This is a genomic window from Eubacterium pyruvativorans (assembly GCF_900102225.1).
Taxonomy (GTDB): domain Bacteria; phylum Bacillota; class Clostridia; order Peptostreptococcales; family Anaerovoracaceae; genus Aminicella; species Aminicella pyruvativorans.
In genome coordinates this window covers 58,139-70,799 of record NZ_FNBF01000002.1, presented here as the reverse complement: position 1 = coordinate 70,799, position 12,661 = coordinate 58,139, and the positions used below count along the sequence as shown (strand labels likewise).

Annotated in this window: 9 protein-coding genes and 1 riboswitch; of the genes, 2 read left to right on the top strand and 7 right to left on the bottom strand. The window is 55.5% G+C overall.

The window, feature by feature from the left end; all coding sequences use genetic code 11:
- Positions 1-68 precede the first annotated feature (68 nt).
- Complete coding sequence (locus BLQ24_RS01190; protein ID WP_272867332.1) at positions 69-983, bottom strand: NAD(P)-binding domain-containing protein; 915 nt, start codon at positions 981-983, stop codon at positions 69-71.
- 144 nt (positions 984-1,127) lie between these two features.
- On the opposite strand from BLQ24_RS01190, the gene BLQ24_RS01185 reads away from it, so the two are divergent.
- Positions 1,128-1,799: a GntR family transcriptional regulator gene (locus BLQ24_RS01185; protein WP_163439670.1), complete on the top strand. Its 672-nt coding sequence runs from the start codon at positions 1,128-1,130 to the stop codon at positions 1,797-1,799.
- A gap of 142 nt (positions 1,800-1,941) precedes the next feature.
- Here BLQ24_RS01185 and BLQ24_RS01180 read toward each other — a convergent pair whose 3' ends face one another.
- From BLQ24_RS01180 to BLQ24_RS01170, 3 genes are all read right to left on the bottom strand, one after another.
- On the bottom strand, positions 1,942-2,466 hold the full coding sequence (locus tag BLQ24_RS01180; RefSeq protein WP_143004216.1) for an RnfH family protein: 525 nt from the start codon (positions 2,464-2,466) through the stop codon (positions 1,942-1,944).
- 169 nt (positions 2,467-2,635) lie between these two features.
- On the bottom strand, positions 2,636-3,688 hold the full coding sequence (locus tag BLQ24_RS01175; RefSeq protein ID WP_090161818.1) for a branched-chain amino acid aminotransferase: 1,053 nt from the start codon (positions 3,686-3,688) through the stop codon (positions 2,636-2,638).
- A gap of 341 nt (positions 3,689-4,029) precedes the next feature.
- Entirely contained in the window at positions 4,030-5,331 is a 1,302-nt protein-coding gene (locus BLQ24_RS01170) for an O-acetylhomoserine aminocarboxypropyltransferase/cysteine synthase family protein (protein WP_090161816.1), read from the bottom strand.
- Positions 5,332-5,970: 639 nt separating this feature from the next.
- On the opposite strand from BLQ24_RS01170, the gene BLQ24_RS01165 reads away from it, so the two are divergent.
- On the top strand, positions 5,971-6,648 hold the full coding sequence (locus BLQ24_RS01165; RefSeq protein WP_090161814.1) for a GntR family transcriptional regulator: 678 nt from the start codon (positions 5,971-5,973) through the stop codon (positions 6,646-6,648).
- A gap of 470 nt (positions 6,649-7,118) precedes the next feature.
- On the opposite strand, the gene BLQ24_RS01160 is transcribed toward BLQ24_RS01165, so the two are convergent.
- From BLQ24_RS01160 to BLQ24_RS01150, 3 genes are all read right to left on the bottom strand, one after another.
- Entirely contained in the window at positions 7,119-8,486 is a 1,368-nt protein-coding gene (locus BLQ24_RS01160) for an APC family permease (RefSeq protein WP_090161810.1), read from the bottom strand.
- 192 nt (positions 8,487-8,678) lie between these two features.
- Positions 8,679-8,843, bottom strand: a riboswitch (glycine riboswitch).
- A gap of 92 nt (positions 8,844-8,935) precedes the next feature.
- Entirely contained in the window at positions 8,936-10,282 is a 1,347-nt protein-coding gene (locus tag BLQ24_RS01155; protein ID WP_090161809.1) for an MATE family efflux transporter, read from the bottom strand.
- 147 nt (positions 10,283-10,429) lie between these two features.
- Positions 10,430-12,631: a hypothetical protein gene (locus tag BLQ24_RS01150; RefSeq protein WP_090161808.1), complete on the bottom strand. Its 2,202-nt coding sequence runs from the start codon at positions 12,629-12,631 to the stop codon at positions 10,430-10,432.
- Positions 12,632-12,661 lie beyond the last annotated feature (30 nt).

Genomic DNA, 12,661 nt, shown 5'->3' with positions numbered 1-12,661 from the left:
TTTTCTCTGCTCCTCTTCTGTGCCTTCGGGCGGCCGCCCGAAAGGATTTTTCTTGTCTGTCCGGAGGACTAATCCTCCATCTTCTTCACGGTCACATCCGCCAGCTTCTCGAAATACTTCACGTAAGCCGCATGGTCGTCATTCAGGCAGCCATGCACCTTCAGTGTCTGCTGCACTTCGTAGAGCTGAGCCGTGAACGGAATCGGGCAGTCGATGGCATGGGCCGTGTTGATGACGTTGGTGATATCCTTGTGATTCACCTTGATGGTGCCGCCTGCCACGAAGTCGCGGTTCACCATTCTCGGCGCCTTGTCCTCCATGACCTGACTGCCGGCCAGACCGCCCCGGATCGCCTGGAAAACCTTCTCCGGATCCGCTCCCGCCTTGGTGGCAAAGGTCAGTGCTTCCGCCAGTACGGCGATGTTGTTGTTCACAATGATCTGGTTCGCCAGCTTCGTGATACTGCCGCTGCCGGAACCGCCGATGAGCAGGGCGGAAGAACCGTAATGGCAGAACACTTCCTTCTCCGCCAGCCGGAAATCCGCTTCGTCTCCGCCCACCATGATGGCCAGGGAACCGCGGACGGCCCCTTCCTGTCCGCCGGAAACCGGCGCATCCAGGAATCCGATGCCCATTTCCTTCAGCTTGTCATAGCACTCTCTGGAGTCCGTCGCCGTAACAGAGCTGTGATCGATGACCAGGCTGCCCTTCTTCATGTGCTGCGCCACGCCGTTTTCGCCGAAGTAAACGTCCTTTACGATAGAAGCATTCGGAAGAATGGTCAGAACGATATCGCAGGATTTGCCGATCTCCTCATAGGTGCCGCCCTTCGCCCCCAGTAATTCCAGTTCCTTCACCAGATCCTGATTCAGATCTGCTACCATCAGGTCAACGCCTGCCTTCGCCAGATGAGATGCCATCGGCTTTCCCATGATGCCCAGTCCGATAAATCCTACTTTCATGTCCCTGTCCTTTCTCGTGATGGATGAATTATGTATTCCTTCATACCCGGATATATGGTATGATCGAAATGGCCGGTATACCGGTTACAGCTTTATATGTCAATGATAATACGAACCAGTATACCGGTCAATATTTTTTCGGACCGGACTTCAGGAGCGAAATATATGGGATCACTCAATGAACAGGCGTATCAGTATCTGAAACAGATGATCACGTCCGGCGCACTGGACAGCTCGAAAGTGTACTCGGAAACCCGGCTGGCGAGACAGCTGGGGATGTCCCGGACCCCGTTCCGGGATGCCATCCAGAAGCTGGAGCAGGACCGGTACATCGATATCATTCCCAGCACCGGATTCCGGATTCACCGGCTGACAGAGAAGGATGTCATCGAAACATTCCAGACCCGTTCCAGCATCGAAGGTTACGCTTCCTACATGCTGACGAAGGAATACGAAAGTCCCCAGGCGAAAATTCTGTTTCTGGAACTGGAGAATATGATCAGCCATATGAAGCTGACCTACGAACAGGCGAAGGATGACTTCAACCCATCCATTCCCGCCTTTTTTAACTATGACCGGAAATTCCACGAAGCTGTGATCGGCTATCTGGGGAACGCCTACCTCACCAACCTTTTCGAAGGGCTGATCTATCAGATCTCCCGCATGGCCTATCTGTCCCTTTCCCACCCGGGCCGTCCGGCCACCACGATCCGGGAGCATGAGGCGATTCTTCAGACCATGCGCGCCGGCGACCTGGAGCACATCTACCGGCGGGTGCTGGAGCACATGGACACGCCCAGCCGGATCAACATGGAAGACATCCGGCAGGTGAACTGAGCTTTTCAGACAAAAAATACCAAGGGCCCCGCCCCGGACGATGATATGCCGTCGTCCGGAGCGGGGCCCCGTTTTCTGACCGGCCGCCCGAAGAGATTTTTTGTCCTTCACTTCCGGTCACCCGCGCTGCCGGCCAGCCCGGTCAGTTCCGGTCACGGGACGGCAGCCTGCTCCGCACATCCTCGTACAGACTGTCGAAGGACGCCTGCCTGCCGTCCCCGGTCAGCGTCATGGCAATTTCATGACGTTTCCCCTGCGGGTCAGTCAGAAACAGTTTTTTCAGCTTGCCGCCGGCCAGTCCCACCTCGAATTTCTCCATCTCATCGAAGCGATAGATCTCCACCCGGCGCCCCTCCTTCACCACATAATCCCGGGTCACGATGAGGCCGAAGTCTTCGTATTCCCGAGAATCCGGAGAAGCCAGCTGTTCGCAGAACTGCTCCATGTCCGGGATTTTCCCCAGTTCCTTCCGGGCAGCCCGTCTGGCCGCCTGATTCGTGATCAGCACCAATGTGCCGGCCGCCAGAAACAGACCGCCGATGGGCGGAAATTTCCAGACAATCGCCGCTCCCATCACCAGCATGGTTCCGGCGATCCACCGGCCCTGGGTCAGATCCTCCCTCTCCCGTTTCGTGAACCGCTCGAAAATCTGTCTTCCGCTCTCCATTTTCTCTCCCTTTCTCCGCTTTCTTTCCGCTTCCCTGTTCCCCAGTATACCAGTGATTCCGCCGGAATGCACCTCCTGGCAGCGCCGCATTCATGACGCCGCATACACGAAAAATCCGGGGAAGCGGTACGCCGCTTCCCCGGATTCCGATGCTCGTAAATCAATCCGATTATTTGATTTCGTGGAGCCATCCTTCCGGACCTTCGATTCTGCCCATCTGGATGCCCGTCAGGGTATCGTACAGCTTCTGCAGCCCAGGACCCATCTCGTCCATGCCGGTCGGGAACTCGATGACCTTTCCATGGTCGTTGATCTTTCCTACCGGGCAGATTACCGCAGCCGTACCAACCAGACCGCACTCTGCGAATTCCGGTACTTCGGACAGCAGAACCTCTCTGTGTTCCACCTTCATGCCCAGCATATCCTTCGCTACGACTTCCAGGGAACGACGTGTCACGGAAGGCAGAATGGATTCCGACTTCGGTGTGACGAATGTGCCGTCCTTCGTGATGAACACAACGTTCATGCCGCCCGCTTCCTCGATCTTCGTTCTTGTGGCCGGATCCAGGTAAATATTCTCTGCGAATCCTTCTTCATGTGCTCTCGTTCCGGCATACAGGGACATCGCATAGTTCAGCGCCGCCTTGATTCCGCCGGTTCCCTTCGGGGCTGCTCTGTCGAAATCAGAGATCTTCACAACAACCGGCTTCGCGCCGCCCTTGAAGTACGGGCCTACCGGCATGCAGATCATGCGGAAAGTATACTCGTCAGCCGGCTTGACACCGATTACCTCGCCGCTGCCGAAAACATACGGACGAACGTACAGCGTCGCACCGGAACCATACGGCGGAACCATGTCCAGATTCGCCTTCACCAGTTCATCCAGGCCCTTCATGAACAGTTCCTTCGGAACCGGCGGGATCTCCAGACGGGTGGCGGAGTCAATCATTCTCTCGGCATTCAGCTCCGGACGGAATGTGACGACTCTGCCGTCCTCCGTTCTGTAAGCCTTCAGACCTTCGAAGCAGGCCTGAGCATACTGCAGAACGCCGGCACACTCATTGATATGAACGGTCGGATCCGTGGTCAGCTGACCCTCATCCCACTTTCCGTCTTTCCATGTTGCAACGAAACGATACGCTGCCGGCGTGTACTCGAAACCGAGACTGCCCCAATCCATTTCCTTAGCCATCAGTAACTCTCCTTTCGACTCTATTTTCATCTGAAAATTAGTGAACAATACTAAAATAAATTCAACGTATTTAGTTATAACACCAAACTACGATAAATTCAACAGGATTAAATTGTCATTGCGTACTATTTTCCGAACACTATTATACAGTTTTTTCTGACAAAATGCAACGGCGCCGGCGTTCGGTTCTCTGACTTTTTCGAAAAAAACACACAAATGCTGCGTCAGGACTTTTCCGGCACCGGGAAAGAGACCGTTTCCCGGACGGTTTTCGTCGTTCAGGAAACGGCCTCCCTGCCCAAGGCCGTTTCCGGCCCCTATGGTATAGTGGATCGTGGCATGCTTATTGAATGGCTTCCGGTGTTTCCGGCTTATTTTGCAGCAGCGACTGCCTGGAAGGCCTGGTCCAGATCCCAGATAATGTCTTCTGCCGTTTCTGTGCCGATGGACAGCCGGATTGTATTCTGATAGATTCCCGCTGCCTCCAGTTCCTGTTCGTTCAGCTCAGCGTGGGTTGTGGTGGCCGGGTGAATCACCAGAGACTTCACGTCCGCCACATTGGCCAGCAGGGAGAAGATCTTCAGATTGTCGATGAATGTGTACGCTTCCTTCTGGCCGCCCTTGATATTAAAGGTAAAGATAGATGCGCCGCCGTTCGGGAAGTACTTCTCATACAGCGCGTGATCCGGGTGGTCCTCCAGAGAAGGATGGTTCACGGATTCAACCAGCGGCTGAGACTTCAGGTACTCGATGACCTTCTTCGTATTCTCGATATGTCTGTCCAGACGCAGAGACAGCGTCTCCAGTCCCTGCAGCAGCAGGAACGCATTGAACGGAGAAATGGCTGCGCCGGTATCTCTCAGCAGAATCGCCCTCACATAAGTGACAAAGGCTGCCGGGCCCGCCGCGCCCACAAAAGACACCCCGTGATAGCTCGCATTCGGCTCGGAGAACTGCGGATATCTGCCGCTCTTCGCCCAGTCGAAGGTTCCCCCATCTACGATAACGCCGCCCAGGGAGGAGCCGTGACCGCCGATGAATTTCGTGGCAGAATGAACCACAATATCTGCGCCGTGCTCGATCGGACGGATCAGGTACGGTGTGCCGAAGGTGTTGTCCACCACAACCGGCAGACCGTGCTTGTGGGCGATTTCGGCAATCGCATCAATGTCCGGAATATCGCTGTTCGGGTTGCCCAGGGTCTCCAGGTATACCACCTTGGTGTTTTCCCGGATCGCACCTTCCACTTCATCCAGGTTGTGCGCATCGACAAAGGTTGTATCGATGCCGTACGGACGAAGGGTGTGCTCCAGCAGGTTGGAGGAGCCGCCGTAAATGGTCTTCTGGGCGACCACATGATCCCCCGCCTGCGCCAGGGCGATCAGGGAATATGTCACCGCCGCTGCCCCGGATGCCAGTGCCAGTCCGGCCACGCCGCCTTCCAGCGCTGCGACTCTCTGCTCCAGAACCCCCTGTGTAGAGTTGGTCAGACGGCCGTAAATGTTGCCGGCATCCTTCAGGCCGAAGCGGTCTGCTGCGTGCTGGCTGTTATGGAATACATAGGATGTGGTCTGGTAGATCGGAACCGCTCTGGAATCCGTTGCCGGATCCGGGTTCTCCTGTCCTACGTGCAGCTGCAGTGTGTCAAATCCAAACTTTCTATCTGTAGTCATTTTCTTTACCTATATTGTCCTTTCGTAATGTTCCGTTCGTGACGTTCTGTTTCTTTCCGCGACGTCCTGTTCCTTTTCGTGACGTCCTGTTCCTTTCTCCGGATGCGCCCGCATCCCGCCCGGATCCCCGGGGTCCTCTCTGTTTTCGTAGCTGCCCGAGCTACATTCGTCCGAACCGGTAATTACGCCGGACCAGTGACTCGAAAATCAAACCCATTCTGTTTCTCCTTTTCTCAAGCCGCTTTCCGATATCCTTAATTCACATATGTTTAGTATGTTTATGTGCTGTAGCTATAAGATATCATCTTCATAGGATTTCGTCAACATCTTTTTCTATTTTTTTCGTTGGTTTTCACAAATCTGCAAAATTCTGTCCAAAAAAGCCGTCGGAACGTCCGGTCTCGCATCTGAACCGGCCGTTCCAACGGCATGAATATGTTGGTATGTCTGTTTACAAAATCCGTTCTGCCTCTGTCCTTCCCCGTTACCACAGCACCGGAGAAAAGTGACAATTTCATTTGGCAATAATATTGTAACTCAAGGTGGCCTCTTTGTCAAAAACTACTGTACATCCCATTTGGAAAAGCGTAATATAATAATGTCTTGAAGGAAGTATACATTATCAGTAAGGAAAGTACTATGAGAATCATCAACAAGAAACGGGCCGACGGCACCTACATATATGAGTCCCGCTACCAGCAGATCGCGGTGGAAATGGCGAAGAAAATCGCAGAGGGCTGGTATGAAGTGGGGGAGAAGATCAATGCCCGCTCCACCATCGCCACGGCTTTCAACGTTTCCCCGGAAACGGCCCGGAAAGCCATGAAAATCCTGGTGGATCTGGGAATCGTGGTCAGCCAGCAGGGCAGCGGCACCTACGTGGCCTCCCGGGAAAAGGCCCAGTTGTTTTATAACCGGTATCAGAGCACAGTGTCCATCCAGCAGATCCGCACGGAGATTACGAACTCCATCCGAAGCCAGCAGAGAGAACTGGAACGTCTGTCCCAGCTTCTGGACACACTGGCCGGACAGACGAAGCGGGACCACAGCACCATGTCCATCGTTCCCTACGACATGCGTGTGGATGAGAACTGCCGGTTCCTGGGCCGGACCATCGGTGAACTGAACATCTGGCAGCAGACCGGCGCCACCATCGTCGCCGTGAAGCGGGGAGACGAATACAAGATGTCCCCAGGTCCTTACGAAAAAATCGAAAACGGTGATGTCCTGCTGTTCGTGGGTGACGACCACTCCACCCAGCGCATGATGAACCTCTTCAATGCACCGGAGGAACTGAAGGAAACAGAAAACGAATAGCACGGGGGATGAGACGATCTCATTCCTCTTTTCTATTTCTCGGGCAGCCGGCCGATGCACATACATGGGGCAGCCGCCGAAATGTACCGGGGCGACACGTTTTGACCAGGTACGAAAACGCAGAAAAACCCATTCTCGCACCAACCCTCCGGCGAACTCCTTTTTGAAATTGTAATTAATTTACATGCATCAGATTCTTCGTATATAATCACCACTTCCGCATCCCTTTTGCACGGCACACCATGTTGTATCCCGTATACACGGCCGGCCGATGGGATGTTTTTTGTCCATCATGCTCAAACCGTATACAATCTTTCTGACAGTCGGGTGCGGCAATACGATTTTTTTCAGAATCGCACCATTCTGCCCGGCCGGGGGCGGCGACACCGCAAAAAATCGAAACAGCCCGCCCGAATCACTCCGGGCAGGCCGTCTCAATGTTGAAACAGATTGAATCTGATAATTGCAGGTTACTTTTTCTTGTTCTGCATCACGCGATAGACCGGAAGGCCCACCACCAATACCGCCAGGCTCCCCAGGGACAGCAGTGTGCTGTGCATGCCGGAGAGGAACAGCTGGTTGACGATGACGAAAACGCCGGAAGCAATGGCGATGACCGGGATCACCGGATACAGCGGAACCTTGTAGGAACGCTCTGCGTCCGGCCAGTCCTTCCGCAGCTTGATCACTGCAGCGAAGGTCAGCGTATAGAAGATCCAGATCGAGAAGATCGCCAGATCGGTCAGCATGTTGAACTGACCGCTGATGGCAAACAGTGCGCCGATCACGGCCACCAGGAGAACACTGTTCACCGGCACATCGGCACCGTTCAGCTTCACCAGCTTCGAACTGGCCGGGAAGCTTCCCGTTTCCGCCATCGCATAGCTGACCCGGGAACCTGCCAGCAGGAATCCGTTGCAGGCACCGAATACGGAAATCATGATACCCACGGCGATGAGCTTGCCGCCGATGCTGCCGAACAGCACCGTCGCAACGGCAGAAGCCGGCGCATCCAGCTTCGCCAGTTCACTGGCCGGCAGAATCTTCAGGTATGCGATGTTCACGACCAGATAAATGATCATAATGACGGAGACGCCGCCGACGATTGCCTTCGGCAGATCCTTTGCCGGGTTCTTCATCTCTCCCGCAATGGCGCCTACACCGGTCCAGCCGTCGAATGCGAACAGAACTGCAATCATCAGCTGCCCCATGACAACCACCGGATTCAGACCATCCCCCACCATCGGCTTGAACAGCGGTGCATCATTCTGCGCTTTCGCGAAGCCGAAGACGATCAGCAGGATCAGCGGCACCAGTTTGCAGATGGTGAACACGATCTGGATGTTGCCCGCAGCCTTGGAACTGGCACAATTCAGGACCGTCAGAAGCACAATGCATCCGATGGCCACCGGAACGGCCATGCTCTGGTTCCCCAGCAGCACTGCGGCCTGATTGCCGAAGGCCACAGCCAGGCCTGCCACCATGGCAGGATAGAAGATCAGCACCTGAATCCAGCCGGACAGGAATCCCACCTTGTCTCCGAAACTCTCTGTCAGATACGGCACAATCCCCCCGGTTTTCGGAATCAGAATCGCAATCTCCGAGAATGTCAATGCGCTGCACAGCGTCACGAGACCGGTGACAATCCAGGCCACCAGCCCCAGACCCGGGGCGCCTCCCGTGGCGGTGTAGATCGCCTGCGGCTTGAAGAACACGCCGGAGCCGATAACGCATCCGACGACCACCGACATGGCGGTGCCCATTCCCATGGTCTTGCGCAGTCCGTCACTTCCGACCTGCTGCGGCGCTCCGGCACCGCTCTTTTCTTTCTTCGTCATTTTTCTTCCCCCTATAACAAAAGATAATGGCTGATCCGCACGACCCGTTCCGATCCCGTGCCTTCCGGGTATAGAAAAACAGAGCAAATGCACGGAAAGAAAACCGTCCATTCACTCTGTGTCGATACCTGAAAGCGTTACTTCTCCGGTGGCCGTCCCCGCATATGCGGAAAACGACACTTTCCAAAGCACCATCTGCACCCGGTCTGTTCACCTGAAAGCTTCACAGTCTGCGGCGGATCACCCGCAGCTGCTTTCCCCATCGGTTTCCCCCGGACCCGCTGTGCATCCACATGCACCGGTGCGCCCTCTTCACGCATTCTCAGCTGGCCTCCGGAAATTTCCCGGCTGCTTCATCTGGTCGTATTGATTTTTGTATTTCTAATTGTACACTCTGTTCATGGAAAATGTCAAATATTATCATCTTTTTCTATTCGATTTTTTCCGCATTATTTCTGTACATAGTGATACACATGGCGGTACCGCACCAGAAAGAATGCCGTCACGGTCAGTGACAGGACTTCTGCTGCCGTGTTTGCATTCCAGATTCCCTCTGCACCCAGCAGGGCCGGCAGCAGGAGAACCGCCGCAATCTGGAATACCAGCGTCCGGAGGAAAGAGATAATCGCAGACACCCAGCCGTTGCCCAGAGCGGTGAAGAAGGCGGATCCGAATCCGTTCCATCCCGTCAGCAGATAGACGAAGGCATAGACCCGGAAAGCATGGATCATCAGACGGAACAGCCCCGGGTCATATCCGGCGTAGAACCTGCACATAGGATAGGCCAGGATCTGGGCCAGTCCGAACATGGAAAGAGATGCCCCCGCCAGTACCGCCATGCTTTTTCGGAAGATGTTCCGAAGTTCCGGATGATTCTGCGCCCCGTAGTTATAGCTCACAATGGCGGAGCTGCCCAGAGAATACCCCATGAATACGGCCGAGAAGATGAATCCGAGATACAGAATCGCCCCGAAGGCAGCAACCCCGTCCCTGCCGATGAACCGCATCAGCTGCCAGTTGTACAGAATGTTGATCATGGAGCGGGACATCATGGTCAGGAATTCCGAAGAACCGTTGCCGCAGGCCTCCAGCAGAAGCTTCAGATGGAACCGGACCCGGCCCGGCGGGAGGAGACGCAGCAGGCTGGTGTTCCGGCGGGCGAAGTAGATCAGAGGCAGAATGCCGCCGAGACATTCGCAGATCGTGGTAGCCAGCGCCGCCCCCGGGGCACCCCAGGAAAACACCCCCACAAACAGCCCGTCCAGGATCATATTCGCCACACCGGTGAAAACCGTCAGAACGAGTCCGAGCCTTGGTTTCTCCGCCGCATTACAGAAACTCTGGAAGGCCACCTGCAGTGTGAAGAACGGCGTGGAGCACAGATTGATCCGGGCGTAGATGATACAGGTGTCGTACATGGCATCGTCCGCCCCCATCCTCCGGGCGATGGCCGGAAGAAAGATCTGACCGATCAGCATCAGCACTGTTCCCGCCGCCAGAATGGACCAGACCAGCAGCGAGAAGGCCTGGTCCGCTTCTTTTCTTCTCTTCTCCCCCAGAAGCCGGGCCACAATGGCACTTCCTCCGGTGCCGAACATGAACCCGAACGTGCTGAGCAGCATCAGCAGGGGCATAATGAGATTCACTGCGGCGAAGGCCGTCTTCCCCGCAAAATTCGAGATAAAAAAACCGTCCACAATGTTGTAGATGGACGTAAATATCATGGTGATGACCGAAGGCATCACATAACGGAACAGTTTCCGGTACGTGAAATGATCTGATAACTGTGCGCGCATGCTTTCCTCCTGTGATTTCTGTCTCCTGCGCCGGCAGCTTTCCGTTTCCTATCATAACACAGGCTTCACAAAGCCAAAACCCCGGCCCTCCGGCCGGACGGCGAAATGCCGCCTGGTCAGAAGTCCGGGGTTCCTCCGGTAATTTTTTTACTTGTCGTTGATGCCGCTGGTCTTGTAGATGATCTTCGACTCACCGTCCATGCCGGACAACTTTCCGCCCATGAATACCGGGCGTCCGGACGCCACTGCCGCCGCCTTCAGCCGGGAGCTCATATCCGTCAGCTGGTTGTCATCCAGAGAGCTGACCAGTTTCTTGATTCCCTGATCATTGAATTTCTTCATGCCGGATGCCAGCTGGTCCGCACCCTGGCTCAGCTGATCTGCGCCGCTTCCAAGCTGGTCCGCACCGCCGGTCAGCGTGCCCACGCCGTCGTTCAGCTTCTTCGCACCGCTCTCCAGCGTTCCGATTCCGCCGTCCAGTTTCTTGATTCCCGCATAAAGCTGGGATGCGCCGGAGGAAGCAGAAGCGACGCCTGCCGTGTACTGGCTCACCGCCGCCGTGTAGGAAACGATGCTGTCCAGTGTGGATTCTGCGTTCTTCAGTCCCTTCATGGCTTCCTGCGCCTTGGAATCAGAGGCTGCCGCCATGGCGGCCAGCGCCTTCACATTCGTTCCGGCTTCCTTGGACGCCGTCTGATAATCCAGCGCCGCTGCGCCGTATTCCTTCGCAGCATCCTGATACTTCACAATGTTCTGCACCTGGCTCACATCTTCCTTGTTCTGTACTGCCAGTGCAATGGCGATGGCCGTTCCCTGAACGGTCTCCGGTGTTGCTTTGTCTCCCAGCACCTTCTGGGCCGCCCCACTGTAATTCTTCACTGCCGATGCAACGAAAGCCGCCTTCTGTGCATCCCCTGCCGCCTGGCCGATGGCCTGCTGCAGCTGGGCCTGGGACGGCTTCATGATCTTCCGGGCCGCCAGCTTGTTGTAGGCCAGGGACAAAATCCCGTTGACGGCGCTCTCATTGCCCGCCAGGGACGGTGCGCTCTTCACCACCGCCGCCTTCAGCTGGCTCTCCGCTGCTGTCACGGCGCTGCCGGAAATTCCGTTCAGCACCTGCTTATAGTTGGCCGGTGTCAGGCTCACGGATTTCATTCCCTGGGCTTTCAGCGCCGTATTCACCTGGGTCTGGACCGTGCCAAACACCTGGGATTCCAGCTGCTGTGTAGCCTGATTCAGCTTGGCATTGTTTCCTGCTAGTGTGGCCAGGCCGCCGGAAAGCTGGGCTGCACCGGCCACCAGTTTTCCGCTGCCGCTCTTCAGTTCCCGGGATCCGCTGTACAGCGCATTCGTGCCGGCCGCCAGCTCCTTCACCCCTTCCTGCAGGGAATCGGTGCCCTTCGCCAGCTTATCTGCGCCGTTGGAAAGGCGGGCGGAGCCGGAAACCAGTTTCGCCGAAGCCGCAGTCAGTTCATCCAGCCCGTCTGTGAGCTGATTCATCTTGTCCTTCACAGAGTTCGCCTTGGATGTGTCCACGTCTCCCAGGATGCCGGAGGCCGCCACACTGTAGGTGCCGTCCAGTTTGAAATTCTTCGCCTTCGCCTTCACCACAACCTTTTCCGGAATGTTGAAATCCTTAGAATGAAGGTTCAGGTTGTCTGCGAGGCCCGGGAAAGCAATTCCCACAGCCACTGTGTTGTCCCCGTCATTCACTGCCTTGCCGTTGGTGACACTGACATCTGTGAAATGGGCATTGTTCAGCACCAGACCGCTGGCCATGGTGTACGGATGGGACATGGTATATCCCTTCCCGTCCGCAGAAACCGTTTCCATCCGGTTCACATGGTAATCGAAGTGAATCTCCACATTCCCGCTCTTCCCGGCGATCTCATCCGCAGAAACTTCCTTTCCGTTCAGGTAGTAGGACACCTGAACCTCCACCGGCAGTTCCCGGTTCGTGGTTCCCTGATAACGGATGTCCTTTCCGTCTGCGTGCCATGTCAGGTTGCTTCCCTTCTTCGTGTATTTCTCGTTTCCGGATGTGTTTTCAATATTCTTCAGATCCGAACGGTCCTTCAGGTTTTTTTTGTCCTTCCCGTTCTTCAGCCATTCGTCCACATAAACCCGGGACGTATCCCCGTCGTTATTCATGATGACATAGGTGGTCTCGTCCTTGCCGGTGGTGGAGGAGGTCAGCAGGTTCGGATAATTCTTCTCCACTGCCTTCTGTGTATCCACGGTCTTCGCACGGCTCACCGGCGTGTAATGTACCGCAATGCCGGTGGTGGCTGCGACACAGACCGCCAGACCGGCGGCGCCGGCTTTTTTCATCATACTCTTCTTCATCATAATCTCCCTCCCGCTGTTTCCGGACGGCGG